9 protein-coding genes and 2 pseudogenes are annotated in these 16147 nt (G+C 61.2%); 6 read left to right on the top strand and 5 right to left on the bottom strand.

The genetic code is table 11. The features are described 5' to 3' along the window. Nucleotides 1-44 precede the first annotated feature (44 nt). Nucleotides 45-770, top strand: coding sequence for a helix-turn-helix transcriptional regulator (locus I4X03_RS19525; RefSeq protein WP_223469911.1), 726 nt, complete (start codon nt 45-47; stop codon nt 768-770). Here I4X03_RS19525 and I4X03_RS19520 read toward each other — a convergent pair. Then, complete coding sequence (locus tag I4X03_RS19520; RefSeq protein WP_370660535.1) at nt 745-1017, bottom strand: helix-turn-helix domain-containing protein; 273 nt, start codon at nt 1015-1017, stop codon at nt 745-747. The genes I4X03_RS19525 and I4X03_RS19520 overlap by 26 nt on opposite strands. Nucleotides 1018-1154: 137 nt before the next feature. On the opposite strand from I4X03_RS19520, the gene I4X03_RS19515 reads away from it, so the two are divergent. Beyond that, nucleotides 1155-1739: an acyl-homoserine-lactone synthase gene (locus tag I4X03_RS19515; protein ID WP_307735384.1), complete on the top strand. Its 585-nt coding sequence runs from the start codon at nt 1155-1157 to the stop codon at nt 1737-1739. Here I4X03_RS19515 and I4X03_RS19510 read toward each other — a convergent pair. Together I4X03_RS19510 and I4X03_RS19505 are read right to left on the bottom strand one after the other, a co-directional pair. Continuing rightward, nucleotides 1699-3378 carry a hypothetical protein gene (locus I4X03_RS19510; RefSeq protein WP_223469910.1) on the bottom strand — a complete coding sequence of 560 codons (1680 nt, stop codon included), beginning with the start codon at nt 3376-3378 and terminating at the stop codon, nt 1699-1701. The genes I4X03_RS19515 and I4X03_RS19510 overlap by 41 nt on opposite strands. 224 nt (nt 3379-3602) lie before the next feature. Continuing rightward, nucleotides 3603-5690: a prolyl oligopeptidase family serine peptidase gene (locus tag I4X03_RS19505; protein ID WP_223469909.1), complete on the bottom strand. Its 2088-nt coding sequence runs from the start codon at nt 5688-5690 to the stop codon at nt 3603-3605. A gap of 147 nt (nt 5691-5837) precedes the next feature. Between I4X03_RS19505 and I4X03_RS19500 the strand changes: the two genes are divergently transcribed. From I4X03_RS19500 to I4X03_RS19485, 4 genes and pseudogenes are all read left to right on the top strand, one after another. Continuing rightward, nucleotides 5838-8891, top strand: a complete 3054-nt coding sequence (locus I4X03_RS19500) for a CHASE domain-containing hybrid sensor histidine kinase/response regulator family protein (RefSeq protein WP_223469908.1) — start codon at nt 5838-5840, stop codon at nt 8889-8891. Nucleotides 8892-8956: 65 nt separating this feature from the next. Next, complete coding sequence (locus I4X03_RS19495; protein WP_223469907.1) at nt 8957-10678, top strand: hypothetical protein; 1722 nt, start codon at nt 8957-8959, stop codon at nt 10676-10678. Between the two features lie 297 nt (nt 10679-10975). Beyond that, nucleotides 10976-11371, top strand: a complete 396-nt coding sequence (locus I4X03_RS19490; RefSeq protein ID WP_223470077.1) for a YkvA family protein — start codon at nt 10976-10978, stop codon at nt 11369-11371. A gap of 176 nt (nt 11372-11547) precedes the next feature. Beyond that, nucleotides 11548-12975: pseudogene (locus I4X03_RS19485) on the top strand (IS1182 family transposase); the annotation flags it as partial. Nucleotides 12976-13931: 956 nt separating this feature from the next. Here I4X03_RS19485 and I4X03_RS19480 read toward each other — a convergent pair. Further along, a pseudogene (locus I4X03_RS19480) lies at nt 13932-14750 on the bottom strand (IS30 family transposase); the annotation flags it as partial. Between the two features lie 126 nt (nt 14751-14876). Then, entirely contained in the window at nt 14877-15956 is a 1080-nt protein-coding gene (locus I4X03_RS19475; RefSeq protein WP_223469906.1) for a S41 family peptidase, read from the bottom strand. Nucleotides 15957-16147: the final 191 nt, after the last annotated feature.

Raw genomic sequence — 16147 nt, 5'->3', positions numbered from 1 at the left:
ATCATGATTCACGCCGCCTTGTATCCGCGTGACATGGAGATGTAATGGTTGAAATGGGACTTCTGACGCAATTATTGAGCTGCACGGACGAGGCCGCGTGGCGCGATACCCTGTTTACGCTGGCCCGGCGGCAGGGGTTCGACCAGGTCGTGTACGGGGTGGTGGGGTCGCGCCAGGACAAGCTTGAGTCGGCATTCTTGCAAAGCAATTACTCCAGCAGCTGGCGCGACCGCTACGACGCCGACCGCCTGCATTATGTCGATCCTACCGTGTCGCACTGCCTGGCCAGCTCACTGCCGATCGTGTGGGAGCCCGAGACGTTCAATGGTGCGCGCCAGCGCGCGTTTTACGAGGAAGCCTGCGGCCATGGTATCCGCTCCGGCATTACGTTCCCGATCCACGGCCCCAATGGCGAATTCGGGGTGGTCAGTTTCGCGTCCGACGCGCTGCCCGACCCGCGCGAGGCCACGCAAGCGATCGCCAGCCTGGCGCTGATCCGCGATTATGCGTTCGAATCGTCGCTGCGCTTCGTGCGCCCGCAGCAGCAGCAGGACAAGCCGCGCCTGACCAGGCGCGAGCTCGAAGTGCTCAAGTGGGTCATGGTCGGCAAATCATCATGGGAAATCTCGAAAATCACCAACTGCTCGGAAGCGACGGTCAATTTCCACATCGGTAACGTGCGCCAGAAATTTGGCGTCAGCACCCGCCAGCAGGCCCTGGTCAAGGCCATCGGCATGGGAATCCTTATCCCGGAAGATCACCATCGCTGAGTCTTCCGTTGAGGTAGAGCTTGACGAGGATCGCCACCGGCGCCGGGATGCCCAGGCCGGTTTCAAAACGGCTGCCGCTCGACTGGGTCACGCCGAATCGCCCCCAGAACTTCTCCTGGCTCTCGCGCTTGCTGATGCGGAAACGCTTCAGCTCGCTGCAATGCAGGCCGGACGGCTCGGTGCTGCTGTCTTCGGAGGCGGTGCGCTGGTCCATGTCCAGTTCCTGATACGTGAAATCCTGTTCCATTGCATTCCTTTATGTAAAGAGGGCAGTATTTCACCTCCAGGGCCAGTAGCCACCTAGCAACTCTGCTAGTTATCTAATTATCGAATCTGCATGATTCTTTATGCGAGCTGCATAAACTTTCGATAGCGAGGTGACATATGGCACTGCAAATTCGTATAGCTGCACGGCGCGACTTCAAATCCCGGGACTTATGGGAAATGCATACCTTGCGCGCACGGGTCTTCAAGGACCGGCTCGGGTGGGAAGTGCCGGTGTTGAGCGGAATGGAAATCGATGGCTACGACGCCTGCGAGCCGATGTACATGATGATTTGCGAGGCCGGCGGACCGCTGCGCGGGTGCTGGCGCCTGCTGCCCACGGAAGGCCCGTACATGCTCAAGGATTCGTTCTCCCAGCTGCTGCACGGCCAGCCAGCGCCAAGCGATCCGCATATCTGGGAATTGAGCCGCTTTGCGATCCAGACCGACAACAACGGTCCGTTCGGCTTCTCCGAGATCACCATGGAGTCGATCAGCGAGGTGATCGCCTACGGCTACAACGCCGGCATCGAACAGTACGTGACGGTGACGACCACCGCCATCGAACGCATGCTGCGCCGCGCCGGCGTCGTCACGCGGCGCTTCGGCGACCCGTTAAAGATCGGTATCGAAAACGCGGTTGCGCTCTACGTCGACGTCGCCGCTACCCATGCAGCGATGGGCGGACGCCGCCTGGCATCATGACGCTGGCCTGCGGCGGCAGGCGGCCGATCCGGCGCGCGATACTGCGCCAGTCGGCCAGCGCGGCGCGCAGCTGGGCGCTGGCCATGGCGCCGCTGGCCGGATTGGCCAGCAGGGCGCTGTGCAGGTCGGCCAGCTGCGCCTGCAAGGTGGCGCTGCCGCCAAGGACCGCCGACACCCCGGCGCCGAGGCGGTCGATCGCATTCAGGTAGGACGACAGCGCAGGCAGCAGGCTTTGCAGGCTGGCCGCGTCATGCATGGTGCCCGCTTGCGCGCTGCGCACCCGGTCGAGTTCGTGCGCCACGCCCACCAGCCTGGCGGTTGGCGAGCGCCTGGCCTGCGCCAGCAGCGTGGCGAAAACGGCCGGCAGCCAGGGGCGGGCGGCGCCGGCGGACGGCATGCCAAGGCGCAGGCGCAGCCGGCTGGCCAGGCAGGCCAGCGCTTCGGCGCGCGACTGGCCCGACTGCAGCCGCCGCGACACCTCCGCCGTATCGGTCTCCAGATCGAGCGAGGCGCGCGCCATCGTCGACAGGTAGTCGCCAACGCCGAGGGCGACGCTGTCGAATCCTTGGGCAAGCAGCGCAAGACGGGCGCTAACGTCCAGCACCAGTCCGGCCGCCTGCGAGCGCTCGTCCAGGTCCTGGCGGCGCATGCGCCCGAAGGCGGCCTGCAGCCGCGGCGCTTCGCATTCCACAAACTGTTCGCCGAAATGCTTGAGTGCCGCCATCGATGCCAGCACGGCGGGACGCAGGCGCTCGGGCCACGCGCGCGCCAGCTCGCGCACCGCATCAACATGGCGCCCCACCAGCGGGGCGCTGTTCGGACCGGGAGAGCGCTGCTGCGCGATGCCGGCGGCGAGCGAATCGAGCAGCGCAATGACCGCGGCCACTGCGTCCGCGCCTTCGCCAATGCCGCCGTCGCGAAATGCCGATACAGTCTTGAGCAGTGGCGCGCGCTGGTCCTGGCCGCCCTGGCGCGCCGGGTCCGGCGCGCGCGCGATGCGCGGCGCATTCGATGGCGCGCGCAGGTGCGCCGCCAGCTCGTTCCATCCCGCGAAGGCGATTTCCAGCCGCGCCACCATCAGCGCGCTATTGAGAGTGGCCCCGGTGAGCTGCCCGAGCAGCGCGTTGAAGCCGCACACCACGCTGTACCAGGCGCGTTCCATGCCGCGCTGGGCCGACTGCACCGCCTGCAGGGCCTCAAAGCAGGCCGCGGTGGCGCCGGCCTGCTGGTCGGCCGCGCCAAACCGGTTCAGCCTTTCCAGCGCGGCGGTGGTTTCGGCCGCCCCTGCTGCCTGTGCGACCGCGGCCAGCTTGAGTACTTGCAAGCCGTCGGCGACGCTGCTGCAGGCCTGGGCATCGGTGGCGGCGTACGGACCGGCGGCGCACAATGGCGGCAGTGCCATGCGCAGGCGCTCGGCGAACGCGGCGACGTCGTCGATGCCGCCGTAGAGCGCCGGACGCACGGTAGCCTGCCACGCCGCGGCCAGGCTGGCCATGCCGCGTTCGCGTGGCATCAGCGCGCGCAGGCGCGTGTCGAGCTGGGCGCCGGCGGTGGCGACCTGCCGCACCGAGGCGTGCAGGGCATCGGTTGGCAATGGGTTTTTGACAAGCAGCGGATGGATGAATGCGAGGTCGGGCATGGGCAGATTCCAGTAAGGAAAGTCCATTACATCCGCCCCCATTACGGGTGGCTACCTGATAGAAGTACTAGGTTGAAGATGGGGCTGCCGTGGCAGGTCGCCTTCGGCCGCCGCGCGCCAGAGGGGAGGCGCGGCGGCGGCAGGTTTGCCGGGGAGTGTTGCAGCCACAGTCGATGGCTGAACGGAAGGGTAGGCCGCTTCTGATTTGAAGCTGCGGACTATGCCTACTTCAGTTGGTTAAGCAAGAAGGAGTAGGTCAGTGCCCACATTTGCGCCTGCTGATCGTTGTTGGCCGCGCCGGCATGGCCGCCCTCGGTGTTCTCCCAATACAGCACGTCATGGCCTTGTTCCTGCATTTTGGCCACCATCTTGCGCGCGTGGCCGGGATGGACCCGGTCGTCGCGCGTCGAGGTGGTAAACAGCACGCGCGGATAGCGCTTGTCCGAGAACACGTTGTGGTACGGCGAATAGCGCGAGATATAGCCCCATTGCGCCGGATCGTCCGGGTCGCCGTATTCGCCCATCCAGGACGCGCCGGCCAGCAGCTTGTGATAGCGCTGCATGTCCAGCAGCGGCACCTGCGAGACCACCGCGTTGAACAGGTCGGGGCGCTGGGTCATCGCCGCGCCTACCAGCAGGCCGCCGTTACTGCCGCCCATGATGCCGAGATGGCGCGGGCTGGTCACTTTGCGCTTGATCAGGTCCTGCGCCACCGCGATGAAATCGTCGAACGCGCGCTGGCGCTGGTCTTTCAGCGCCGCCTGGTGCCAGCGCGGGCCGAACTCGCCGCCGCCGCGGATGTTCGCCAGTACGTACACGCCGCCCTGGGCCAGCCAGGCGTCGCCGGCCACTGCGCTGTACGACGGCTTGAGCGACACTTCGAAGCCGCCGTAGCCGTACAACACAGTCGGGTTCTTGCCGTTCATTTTTGCGTCTTTGCGCATCACCACGAAATACGGCACCTTGACGCCGTCTTTCGATGTCGCGTCGAACTGGCGCACCGTGTACGGCTTGGCGTCGAAGAACGACGGCATCGATTTGAGCAGCGCGCGGCGGTCGTCGCCGACCTGTCCGAGGTACAGCGTGGTCGGGGTCAGGAAGTCGGTCACGGTCAGGAAGTACTGGTCCGAGCTGACCGCGTCGACCGCCGACACGCCCAGCGCGCCCATGGCGGGCGCGTCGACCGCGCGGCGCTGCCATTTGCCGTCGACGTGGCGCAGTTCGACCAGCCGGTTGCGCACCTTGTCGAGCTCATTGACCAGCAGCGCGCTGCGGGTGACGGCCACGCCGTCGAGCGAGCGGGTAGGCGAGGGCGCAAACAGCACCTCGAACGCGCGGCCGCCTTTCATGAAGTCCTTGAAGCCGGTCGCCAGCAGCGCGCCCTGGGGGTAGGTGACGGCGCCGACCTGCCAGTCCGAGCGCAGTTCCAGCACCAGCTGGTCGCGCACGGTGTAGGCGTTGGCGTCGTCCGGTTTCGGCACGCGCACCAGCTGGCCCGCTTCGCGCACGAACATCTCGCTGGTATAAAAGGTGATCTGGCGTTCGATGAACTCGTTCTCGTGGCCTGGCGTGAAATCCTTCCAGGCGCTGGCGGCGAGGTCGCCGGCCCTGGCTTCGTACACCAGGCGGGCGTCGGCCAGCGGCGCGCCGCGCTTCCATTCCTTGACGATGCGCGGGTAGCCCGAGCTGGTCATCGAGCCGGCACCGAAGTCGGTATTGACAAACACGGTGTCGCGGTCGATCCAGCTGGCGCCGCCTTTCGCCTCCGGCAGCATGAAGCCATCCTTGACGAAGGCGCGCGCGGCCAGGTCATACTCGCGCACCACATGGGCGTCGCCGCCGCCGCGCGACAGCGAGACCAGGCAGCGCTCGCCGTTCGGCTTGAGGCAGGATGCACCGGCCCAGACCCAGTTTTCGCCGTCGTCTTTTGCCAGCTGGTCAACGTCGATCACCGTTTCCCACGCCGGATCGGGCTTCTGGAACGACGCCAGCGTGGTGCGGCGCCAGATGCCGCGCACATGGGTGGCGTCGCGCCAGAAGTTGTAGACATAGTCGCCATGCATGGTGACGAACGGGATGCGTTCCTTGGAATTGAGGATCGTCTTCAGGCGCGCGTGGATCGCCGGGAAGCGCGCGCCGGCTTCGAGCTCCTTGCGCGCGGCGGCATTGCGCTCGGCGACCCAGGCCAGGGCCTCGGCGCCGTCGACGTCTTCCAGCCACAGGTATTTGTCCACCGGCGCGGACGGCGCCTGGGCGCGTGCCCCGGCCAATGCGGCCAGTCCGAGCAGGACACCGGTTACCACTTTCTTCATGTTGTTCTTTCAACTGTGTGATTTTTTAGTTCTGGCAATATGCACCCGGCCGACAACGGCGTCAATTGTTTCAGTACGACATTAATAGTATGCTGGGGGCGAGACGATGACATTGGCGCCGTGCGCGCCCGCCTGCGAGGCAACCTGATGAACGATGCGATTCCGCGTAGCTTGCTCAATCCCGTGACCGGGGCGGCGGCGTCTCGCGTGCTGCTGCTTGGTGCCGGCCTGGCGCTGTCGATGATCGTCGCCGCGCTGGTATATATGGGTGCGCTGCGCACGGCCGAAGCCGACGCGCGCATGCGTTTCGAAGGCGTGGCGCGCAGCGCCCAGTACAGCCTGGCGGCACGCGTCAACACGTATGCCGGGGTCCTGCGCGGCATGGTAGCGGCGTTCCGCAGCCATGACGCGCCCTTGAGCCGGCGCCAGTTCCACGACTACGTCGCCACGCTCGACCTTGCCGCCAACTATCCCGCCATCGAAAACGCCAATTTCGCGGTGCACCTGCAGGACCAGGCGCGCGACGACTTCATCGCCTCGGTGCGCTCCGACAGCAGCTTGGCGGCGGGTGGCTACCCCGGGTTCGATATCAAGCCTGGGGGCCGGCGCGCGCATTACACGGTGCTGACCTTCCTCGAGCCGATGTCCGCAACGGACGAGAAGTTCGGCATGGACATCTCGGCCAAGCCGCCTGTCGACCGAGCGCTCGGACTGTCGCGCGACACCGGCCTGCTGGGCGCGTCGGGGCACGCCATCCTGGTTAACCATCCCGCGCCGCACCTCAGCCTGGGCATGCGCATGCCGGTCTACCGCAGCGGCGCCCCGCTGACCAGCGTCGACGAGCGGCGCCGCGCCTACCTTGGCTCGGTCGGCATCAGTTTCGCCGTTCCCGCGCTGGTGCACGGCACCCTGAACGAGCTGCCGGTCGCCGGGGTGAGACTGTCGCTGTACACCGATACCACGCCTGGCGCTGGCACGACGGCGGTCGAGCCGGCGGACATCCTGCTGGTCAGCGAGGACGGTTCGCTGGAACGGCCTGCCGCCGGCCCCGACGAGCGCGCGCAGTACATTGAAACGGTGCTGCCGGTCGAATCCAACGGCCTTCGATGGAAGGCGCAGCTGAGCATCAAGAAGAGCGACCTGTATACAACCTTCGACCGCTACTTCCCACCGGTGGCGCTGGTGACCGGTTTCGCCGGCACCATGCTGATTTACGCCTTCTTCTTCACGCTGTACTGGTCGCGCCGCAGCGCGGTCGAACATCGCGCGCTGCTTGACTCCGTGCTCAATAGCGTCGATGCCCACGTCTACATGAAAGACCGCGAGCGGCGCTATATTTACGTCAATTCGCGTACTGCCGAAGTGATGGGGCGCCCGGCCGGGGAGATCATCGGCCAGCTCGATTCCGACCTGATGGGCCAGGCCGAGGCCGACCGGTTCTGGGAGCAGGACCGGCCGATCTTCGAGCATGGCATCCGCCAGGCCGGCCAGGGCGAATATACGCTGCCAGACGGCGAAGTGCGCCACCTGTGGACGGTCAAGGTGCCGGTGCGGGTGGACGGCCATGTCGCCGCGGTGATCGGCCTGTCGACCGAAGTGACAGAGCTGCACCAGCTCAAGGCGCAGGCCGACGCCGCCAATCGCGCCAAGAGTAACTTCCTGTCGAATATGAGCCATGAGATCCGCACGCCGATGAACAGCATCATCGGCATGTCGCACCTGGCCCTGAAGACTGTGACCCATCCGAAGCAGCGCGACTACCTCGAAAAGATTTTCCATTCGAGCCAGCACCTGCTCGGCATCATCAACGACATCCTCGACTTCTCCAAGATCGAAGCCGGCAAGCTCGACCTGGAAGTGCTCGATTTCGACATCGATACGCTGATGCAGAACATCGCGGCGCAACTGGGCGAGGCGGCCGCCGACAAGGGGCTGACGCTGGCGTTCGACATCGCGCCGGGCCTGTCGCACCAGCTGCGCGGCGATCCGCTGCGGCTTGAACAAGTGCTGCTGAACTTCACCAGCAACGCCATTAAATTCTCCGAAAACGGCTCCGTGCATATCGGCGCGCACTGCATCGAAGAGAACGAGAACGAGAACGAGGTACTGGTGCGGTTTGAAGTGCGCGACAAGGGGATCGGCATGACGGCCGCCGAACTGGCCGACCTGTTCCAGTCCTTCCACCAGGCCGACCCGTCGACGACGCGCAAATATGGCGGCACCGGCCTTGGCCTGGTGATCAGCAAGCAGCTGGCGGAGCTGATGCAAGGCGACGTTGGCGCCGACAGCGTGCCTGGCGAGGGCAGCACATTCTGGTTCACCGCGCGCCTCGGCAAATGCGCCACCTTCATGCCGGCCGGGCCGCAGCAGGTGTCGCAGGAAGTACTCGACGAGATCCGCGGCACCTACATTTTGCTGGTCGAGGACAACCCGTTCAGCCAGCAGGTCGGGCAGGAGCTGCTGGAGGATATTGGCGCCACGGTCGTCATCGCCAATAATGGCAGCGAGGCGATCGACATGCTTCTCAAGGAGCAGTTCGACTGCGTGCTGATGGATGTGCAGATGCCGGTGATGGACGGCTTCGAGGCAACCCGGCTGCTGCGCTCCGATCCGCGCATGGCCGGCAACCTGGTGATTGCCATGACGGCCAACGCCGGCAAGGAAGACCGCGAGCGCTGCATGGCCGCTGGGATGGACGAATTCGTGACCAAGCCGATTGCGCCGCACGTGCTGTTTGCCACCATCGCGCGCTGCCTGTCGTCGCGCCCGCGCCGGCTAGGACGCAGGCGCACCCCGCAGCCGGCCGCGCACGCCCAGACCCGCACGACCGCGTCAAGCCTGGTGTCGGTCGATCCGGCGATGCTCGACATGACGGCGCTGGCGACGACGTTCGGCGGCAATCCGGCCAAGATGCGCAAATACGCTTTCATGTTCCTCGATTCGGCGCGCGATGGCCTCGACGAGCTTGGGCAGGCTCTGGACCGGGTCGACGGCGAGCGCGTGTCGGACCTTGGGCACCGGATCAAGTCGTCGGCGCGCGCGGTGGGCGCCACCAGTTTCGGCCAGTTGTGCGTGGAACTGGAGGAAATGCGCGGAAGCTTCGATGTGGCGCGTGCGCGCGATCTGGTACGCCGCATGTACGCCTTGCTCGAACAGCTTGAACGGCACATCGCGCAGGAACTGACGGCGCCGGAAAAATAATCGCGCTGATGTATGGTGTAGTCAGTTACCGCGTCTTTAACAACTTTTAGCGTTAGGCTTTCCGCGTGGGTCATCTTGCCATCGTCTTGTTCCAGTTCCTTCGCCGTAACCTGCTTTTGTTTATATTCATTGTTCTCTGTCTCGCTTCCGTACCCTGGATTCAACGCGAGTGGGAACACATTCAACGTATCGTGGACGAACTCCCGGCGCTGCAAGGGGCGGAGAAACATGTAAGCGAGCGTCAGGTTGCGCTGGTGGGCGCATTTGGCCAGCACGTCAGGCAATTGTCGGGCGCACCCGTTCGCAAACTCGACGCGGAGATTCATGCCATTGACGAAGATATCAGGCGTCTGGAGCGGGAGAAGGTGTCGATCCTGTTCGCCCCAGTGAAGGGCGCTGATTCGGTGGCTGCACGGTTGCAGAAGGAGGCGATACGCCGGGTTGAAATCGACCTTCGGTACCAGGCAAGAGACTATCTCGTCGCCTTGCGCGCGCGCGCCGTGGTAGCAGGGGACCGTGATGCTGCGGTAAGAAAACGCGAGCAGCTTCGGCATGTACACTTGAAGGCTTATCAGGCGTACCAGCTCTCGCGGGCGCAACTGGCTCAGGTTCGACGAGATGCGGTATGGCTTGGAAGAATTCCCTATACCGCGCAGTACCTGCGGCTGAAGAAACTAGAGAAGGCAGAAGAAGTGCTCCTGGCCGCAAATAATAGGGCATACCGGAATTTCTTAGCTCAAAGCAATTTAATAAAAGGGCTGCCGAACCCCAACGCCCTCTCGGCCTTCCAGGTTGATCAGAAACGCCTCGCCAGCGCCACCGCAGTGCTGCGTGACCGGCTTCAGCAGGCTGAAAACCTCGCGGCACAAAACCATGTTTGGCAGGCGTATTTGGCCGTGCGTCCGGTGTTGCCGGCGGCGCTGGGCGTGCTACTCGGATGGTGGCTTATTCCGGCGGCTATCCGCACAGGTTTTTATTTTGTACTGGCCCCGCTGGCCGCACGCAGGCCACCGATTGTAATTCGCAAGTCAGATGGCAATGTCGTTGCCGCGCCCCTGTTAAATAAGACGTTGGGAGGTGACAGGTCGCGTATCTCCGCAGTATCGCAACTGGTGAGGTTGGCTTCCGAGGATGAGATGCTTATCCGTCCGGACTACTGCCAAAGCCAGCCTGCAGGCATCCTCGTCACGACGAAGTTGCTCTTCAACTGGCACCATTGGCTAACGAGCATTGCCGCGCACCTGTGGATGCTGAAACGCCTGCGCGTTACGCAGGAGGCGGAGATTGTGGTGTCGTCCACTGTCGACGCACTCGATGAAATAGCCCTTGTGGAGATTGCTCCTGGAGAGTCTTTCGTACTTCAACCGCGTGGACTTGTCGGCATGGTCTATAAGGCGGGACAACGACCGACAATCCGCAGTCATTGGCGCATTGGGACGATGCATGCCTGGCTCACGTTTCAGTTGCGTTACTTGGCATTCGAAGGGCCGGCAACACTGATCGTCAAAGGATGTCGTGGCGTTCGACTGGAAAGTGCAGCGGCCAGCCGGGCAATCAGCCAGGAGGCGACCCTGGGTTTCAGCGCCAACGCCCATTACGCCATCGTTCGCGCGGAACCATTTCTCCCTTACTTGAGAGGCACCCAGCCGCTTTTTTACGACAAATTCGACGGACATAATGCCTGCTACCTGTATGAGGAAGTGCCGCGGAACGCCCGCGAAGACCGGCAACAGCATAATCCGCTGCAAATGCTGGCTGACGCCACCATGAAGGCGTTTGGAATCTAGCGAATCGCATCCGCCCCTCCGTGACAAATGGCGGATCTTTCGGTTTTCCAAGCCGGTATCCTCGTACGAAGATACGCTGCGCGTAGGCGCTCTAGTCGCCAACACGATTATCGATTTCGGCCAGCCGTGAAAATCGGAGACGTTTAGTCGTAGCCCTCTGCTATGCTTAACTATCGGCTCGGTTAGGCCAAAATCGGACCCACGTTTCAACCTCTCCTCCTACCTTGAATCCAATCGTGAAACAGATCCTTCCATATATCGGCGTCGGGCTTGATGGCAAAAATCGTTGGATGGCAAATGGGATTGTTTGAAAAAATGCGTGGATGGGCGCGCACGATCAAACGCGACGGCGTTACGCTTTGGTTTGCTTGTAGACACCCGGCTACGCCGATGGCAGCGAAGCTACTCGGCTTCGTTGTCGTCGCTTATGCACTTAGTCCGATTGACTTGATACCGGATTTCATTCCGGTGCTGGGGTATCTCGATGATGTAATCTTGCTGCCGGTATTGATCTGGCTGGCCGTCAGGCTTATACCTGCGGACATCCTCGCTACCTGCAAGCTGCAGGCCAACGAATGGATGGCAAAGGAAGGTCTCAAGCCAAGTAGCAATTGGGGCATCATTTTTGTTTTGTTGGTATGGGCACTCGCTTCTTGGGCAATTTGGAGATACCTCATATCGCCTTACTTTTGAAAGTGGCGTTCGTGCAGCCGTTACCCGCGCGCAGCAACTTCGATGTCCGCTATAGCTCGTTATCGGACGCTACAATAGGTTTGCAACCGGCCCAGGCTGTGTAGAAACCCCACCATCGTGTAAACGGAACCAGTTGGGTAAACGTTAAGCCAGTATCTCATCAATACGGGTGCTAAATGAAGCGCTTTATCGAGGGCGAAGACCGCGGACAGCGAACGCTGCTGCCCGAGCTACTGGATGATTACGTGGCCGAAACCAACCCGGTTCGCGTTGTCGACGCGTTTGTCGAAGAACTCGACCTGGGCAGACTAGGGTTCGAACGGGTGCAACCGGCAAAGACGGGTTGACCGGCCTACCATCCGGCAGTGCTGCTCAAGCTCTACATTTACGGCTACCTCAACCGCATCCAGTCGAGCCGTCGGCTCGAGCGCGAAGCGCATCGAAATGTCGAATTGATGTGGTTGACGGGGCGCCTGACGCCGGACTTCAAGACGATCGCGAACTTCCGCGCGGACAACGGCAAGGCAATACGCAATGTGTGCCGGCAGTTCGTCGTGCTGTGCCAGCAACTGGACCTGTTCTCGGACGCAGTGGTAGCGATTGACGGCAGCAAGTTCAAGGCAGTCAACAGCAGCGATCGTAACTTCACGCAGGCCAAGCTCAAGCGCCGGATGGAAGAGATTGAGGCTAATATCAATCGCTATCTGGCGGAACTCGACACCGCTGACAGGCAGGAACCGTCGATAAAGCAAGGACGCACCGCCCGGTTGAACGACAAGATTGCGGCAATGAAGTCGCAGATGGCGGCGCTCAAGGAAATTAAAGCGAAGCTGGAGGCGACTGGCGAAACGCAGATCTCGCTGACCGACCCGGATGCCCGTTCCATGATGACGCGGGGCTCAGGCATCGTCGGCTACAACGTGCAAACCGCGGTCGACGCCAAGCATCATCTGATCATTGCACACGAGGTAACCAATATCGGCAGCGACCGCGATCAACTGTCGGGAATGGCCAAGAAGGCTCGCACCGCAATCGGGGCAACCTCGCTGACTGCGATCGCTGATCGCGGCTACTTCAAGGGCGAAGAAATCCTGGCGTGCAAGCAGGCCGGCATTGCTGTTTTGGTGCCGGCGACTAAAACCTCAAACGCCAAGGCCGACGGGAGATTTGACAAGGCCGACTTCGTCTACGATCGGGAGAAGAACGAGTTCCGCTGCCCGGCTGGTCAAGCACTGATCTGGCGTTTCGCCGCAGTCGAAAAAGGCATGACGCTCAACCGTTACTGGAGCTCGAACTGCAAGTCCTGCCCGCTCAAGGACAAGTGCACGCCAAGCCAGCAGCGCCGCGTGACGCGTTGGGAGCACCAGGACCTGCTCGACGACATGCAGGTGCAGCTCGAACAGAGTCCCGACGCCATGCGAATCCGACGTTGCTCAGTCGAGCATCCGTTCGGGACCATCAAGTCGTGGATGGGAGCGACGCACTTCTTGACGAAAGGCCTGGAGCGCTTGAAGACCGAAATGGGGCTGCACGTGCTCGCCTATAACCTTAAGCGTTTGATGACCTTGCTTGGTGTAGCCGGCATGATCGAAGCGGTCAGGGCGTATGCGCTTTTACTGGCCCTACAGCGCGTGTTTGGCGCGATTGCCGTGCTGCCTCTATCGAAAATCCCGGAAACTCGGCATGGCTCTCTGAGCGGCCTAAAGAGACGCACACCACGCATCGGCATGTATAGTTCTGCTGCCAAGGCCTGATTCTGCGTTTTTACACGGCCTGGGCCAGGAGCGGACGATAAATATCTGGGACGACAGCATGAGCATGCAGTTGCTTTAGCGAAGTTCCACATCCTTGTGCGGACTGAACTTGTCCAATTTATCGTCGAGTATGATTTCGGCAGCTTACATCCATCGAACACTAACGGGAAAGATTAAATTGGACTGGACCGGAGCGCAGTTGCATGCCGCACGTGATGAACTTCGAATTCGCACTGAATTATTCTTGGGTCGGATGCTGTTCGAATATTCGCGGTTAGAGTCCACACTAGATCTTTGTCTTGCTTGGGTAGATGCGGGCGAAACTTACGACGAACGAGCTAGAAAAATCCAACGTTGCAGTTTCTTTGACAAGCTAGAGCTCCTTGAAACCGACGTCCGTTCTCGACCCGTGGAAGAGCAAGTTACTGTTTATATGCACTGGCTAGCGCGAACCCATGCCGTGCGCGAGCAACGAAACATCCTAGTGCATGGTCGGCTTGGATTTGATGTACAAAAAGGCGTCGTACTAGTTGTCTCTAGTCGAGCTACAGACACATTTCAGGTATCAGCTGAGTACAGCTTGGCCGACATAGAGACTGTGGTTAACGAAATTGGAAGTTTGAGCAACGAATTGACCCGCCTCAGATCTAGCCACCCACTGTAAAACACGGAGACTGGCTAAGTTGCAACTTCCCCGATCGGCCGGCAGCAAGCACGTCACGCGAGCGGCGTCTGGAGCAGCATGGTCGATGCGCCGGAAGGTCTGCAATGGGTTGCGGATTCAATCGGTGCACGCAACATTCTTCAAATCGTTGAGCCGGTGTTTGATAGTTTAGCGTCTTCCTAGGTCGCTCGTTCAATTTCCTGGCAACCTCATCAAGTCCTTCCTGAGAGTAACTGGAGAGGTCCAGTCCTTTCGGGAAATACTGTCGCAGCAGGCCATTCGTGTTTTCATTTAACCCTCGTTGCCACGGGCTTTTGGGAGCACAGAAGTAGACCTGAATGTCGGTCGCCAAGGTAAAACGTTTATGGCCAGCCAGCTCTTTTCCGCGATCCCAAGTGAGCGATTTGTAGAGTTCGCGAGATACACTGCCAGCATCGTCGATCAATGCATTGACGACCGTTTCGGTATCCTTGCCTGCGACTTTGCCCAGCATGACATAGCGTGTCTGGCGCTCGACCAAGGTCGCGATTTGGCTGTTGTGACTGCCAAACAGTAAGTCGCCTTCCCAATGACCAGGCATGGCTCTGTCAGCTGCCGTTGCGGGACCCTCGCTGATCGACACCGCGTCGGTAATTCTGCCGTGATTGTCAGTCTTTTGAGTGTGATGGCGCGAACGGCGCATTGCGCGTGAACGGCGCAAGTGCTCCAGCAGCTCCTTCTTCAAGGCGCCGCGGGCCTGGATGTACAGACTGAGGTAGATTGTCTCGTGCGACACGCGGTACTCCTGGTGCCCGCTGAACAGCCGCTTGAGTCATCCTGCAATTTGCTCTGGCGACCATTGTCGTTGGAGCTTTTGGGCCACCATGATGGCCACTATGCGATTCTCTGTAAGCTTACAAGGTTTGGGACGGCGCGCTCGATGCCAAGCATGCTGATCCGCTAGATTTGCACGATACTTTTCTTGTTTGCTCCCAGAATCGCCGCTCGATTTCACGGAGAAGCCAGGATAGATAACACGCCGTGCGTCGGAAAAGTCGCGATGTCCCCGGCATTCCTCGTCGCGCGGCGCCAAGAAAGTGCGGCGGTGTTAACGTCCCGCGGCGACAAGCGGGGCGGTTCCTCGACGTCCACGCTGCAGCAGGTCCCTGGCCGCCGCAAGCGCGTTGTCCGGCGTCGCTGCGACATCCGGGATGACGCCCACTCCCTCCCAGTTGGTAAGGGTAATTGGATTGATGATGCGCCGGCCAGGTATCACGGCAAAGAAATGGTCACCCAGGCGATAAGGACGCGCGGGGTTGGCTCCGCCCCAGGTCCGCTCGCCGATCACCGTGCCGCGTTTCAGTGCCTGCATTGTGTAGGCGAAGTCTTCGCCGGCGGACATCGTGCCAGGGCCGGTCAGGATAACCACCGGCTTCTTGTTACCATAGCGTTTGCCGTCAAGCTTATCTTCCGTCCATTGCTGTGTGGTGATGCCGGTATTGCGATCCCAGAGGTCGTTGAGGCGTGTACGCTGGTCGACGAAATAGCTGATCAGTAACGCTACCGTTTGCGGCCCGCCGCCGCGGTTTTCGCGCAAGTCCACAATGAGGCCGTCGGTATCAGCGAGTTTATCCATCGCTGCGGCGTATTTTTCGGCCACGAGGAAAGCAGGAGGGAAACTGGAGAGCTTCAGGTAGCCGATGTTGGGGCTCAGGTGATCGACCTCTTCCACGTCAAGGTCTGAAAAGCGCGCCATCATGCGCATGAAGAAGCTGCTGCGCTGGTCCCACTCCGCTTTCGACGCCGGTGGAGACCCGACTGCATCGTCGGGCGGTACCAGTCCGGGGCTGAAATAAACCTTCATATGCAGGTCTTGGGCTACGCCGTTAAGGTCGTCTGTAAGCTGTTTTGCCAGCTGTTCGCCGTCCGTCATCCCATCGTACTTGCCCTCGTTCTGGCGCTGACGCAGGACCGTTTCAATCTGCTTGGCCTTGTCGGGAAAAATATAGTGATCGTTCAGCTTGGCCACCAGCGTATCGACCGCCTCTATCCGCATCGCGCTGTCGACGACAACCTTTGGTCGCAGCCTCAATTCTCCCCAAAAAGACCGAAACACGGGCATGGTGGCATAGGCGCCAATCACGGTCAGCACCAACAACGACGGTATGACGATCCATTTCTTTTTCATTTTTTCCTTCGAGTGTGGCACCGGGTGTTTCATGTTTGATGGCGTACCAGCACGATTACGTAATCAATGAGGTAACGAAATAGATTAACAATAGCACAACATTTCCCAGTGATAGCTTTATTTAGTTTTGATTGGTCACGCGTGCCTGATACGCCTGTTTTACGAATTCGTTTTCACGTCGAACTTCCCTG

This window comes from Massilia soli (assembly GCF_016809835.1).
In the GTDB taxonomy this organism is placed as follows: Bacteria; Pseudomonadota; Gammaproteobacteria; order Burkholderiales; family Burkholderiaceae_D; genus Telluria_A; species Telluria_A soli.
The sequence above is the reverse complement of the archived record's forward strand: the minus strand, read 5'-3'. Positions and strand labels throughout refer to the sequence as shown.

Coding starts and splice junctions, on each gene's coding strand:
- I4X03_RS19515 (WP_307735384.1), top strand. CDS start 1,155: ATGGCACTGCAAATTCGTATAGCTGCACGGCGCGACTTCAAATCCCGG.
- I4X03_RS19500 (WP_223469908.1), top strand. CDS start 5,838: ATGAACGATGCGATTCCGCGTAGCTTGCTCAATCCCGTGACCGGGGCG.
- I4X03_RS19525 (WP_223469911.1), top strand. CDS start 45: ATGGTTGAAATGGGACTTCTGACGCAATTATTGAGCTGCACGGACGAG.
- I4X03_RS19475 (WP_223469906.1), bottom strand. CDS start 15,956: ATGAAAAAGAAATGGATCGTCATACCGTCGTTGTTGGTGCTGACCGTG.
- I4X03_RS19505 (WP_223469909.1), bottom strand. CDS start 5,690: ATGAAGAAAGTGGTAACCGGTGTCCTGCTCGGACTGGCCGCATTGGCC.
- I4X03_RS19520 (WP_370660535.1), bottom strand. CDS start 1,017: ATGGAACAGGATTTCACGTATCAGGAACTGGACATGGACCAGCGCACC.
- I4X03_RS19510 (WP_223469910.1), bottom strand. CDS start 3,378: ATGCCCGACCTCGCATTCATCCATCCGCTGCTTGTCAAAAACCCATTG.
- I4X03_RS19490 (WP_223470077.1), top strand. CDS start 10,976: ATGGGATTGTTTGAAAAAATGCGTGGATGGGCGCGCACGATCAAACGC.